This is a genomic window from Pseudomonas meliae, from assembly GCF_001400515.1.
Taxonomy (GTDB): Bacteria; Pseudomonadota; Gammaproteobacteria; order Pseudomonadales; family Pseudomonadaceae; genus Aquipseudomonas; species Aquipseudomonas amygdali.
In genome coordinates, this window is the sequence record NZ_LJQT01000078.1 from 1 (window position 1) to 1,213 (window position 1,213).

Below are 1,213 nucleotides of genomic sequence, written 5' to 3' on the forward strand. Positions count from 1 at the left end.
TAGGGAGGCGCTGCAAAAATAGCCAACTGTCCCCACCCTTGGCACACTAAGTTCCTTCAACCAGCCTCCCTCTCCGTGAGCGTTACGCGCGTGCAGAAGACCTTCTCCGAACTCGAATATACCGGCAAGAAAAAGCAGACTCGCCGAGATCGCTTCCTGGCTGACCTTGAACAGTTGGTGCCCTGGGCCCATCTGGAGGCGCAAGTGGCGCCGTTTTATAGCAACACCGCAGGCAAGCGCGGACGCCCTGCGATAGGGGTGTCGCGCATGTTGCGCATGTACGTCGTGCAGCAGTGTTTCGGTTTCTCCGATGAAGGTTGCGAAGATGCCGTCTACGACAGCCAGGCCATCCGCGGTTTTATGGGTATCGACCTGGGTCGCGAGTCGGCACCAGATGCCACCACCTTGCTGCGTTTTCGCCGCTTGCTGGAAGCCAATCAGCTAACGCGGCTGCTGTTTGAAACGATTAACCAGCATCTGGCCAGCCGGGGGCTGCTGCTCAAGGAAGGCACTATCGTCGACGCTACCCTGATCGCCGCGCCGCCCTCGGTCAAGAACCGAGAAGGCAAGCGTGATCCTGAGATGCATCAGGCCAGGAAAGGCAATCAATGGCACTTTGGGATGAAGGCCCACATTGGTGTAGACGCCACGTCGGGGCTGGTGCACAGCGTAGTAGGGACGGCCGCTAACGTGGCGGATGTCACCCAGGTTGGCCAGTTGCTGCACGGTGACGAAACCTATGTTTCGGGTGACGCTGGATACACCGGTGCGGCCAAGCGACCGGAGCATGCTGAACGGGACGTTATCTGGTCGATTGCAGCACGGCCAAGCAGTTACAAGCAGCACGGCGAAGGCAGCGTGCTGTATCGGGTCAAGCGTAAAATTGAATATGCCAAGGCGCAACTGCGTGCCAAGGTCGAGCACCCCTTCCAGGTAATCAAGGTGCGCTTCAATCATCGCAAGGTTCGCTACCGTGGGCTGGAAAAGAATACAGCGCAGTTGTTCAGTTTGTTTGGGTTGGCCAATCTGATGCTGGCCAAGCGGTATTTGCAACAGGCGGCAGGATAAATCCGTCTGAAAGGCGGGACTGGCCCGCCAATCAGCAAAAGGAGGGCAGAAATCTGCCCGAGAAACGCAAAACAAGGCCGGCAGGTTGAAAAAAACCGGCTTGGAAATGAAGACGGTGCGAACGGGTTAATTGTTCAGCGTCTCC

At 57.4% G+C, this 1,213-nt stretch carries 1 protein-coding gene; it reads left to right on the forward strand.

The genetic code is table 11. The features are described from left to right. The first annotated feature begins 90 nt into the window (after positions 1-90). Positions 91-1,068, forward strand: a complete 978-nt coding sequence (locus ALO64_RS03615) for an IS5 family transposase (RefSeq protein WP_032701292.1) — start codon at positions 91-93, stop codon at positions 1,066-1,068. Positions 1,069-1,213: the final 145 nt, after the last annotated feature.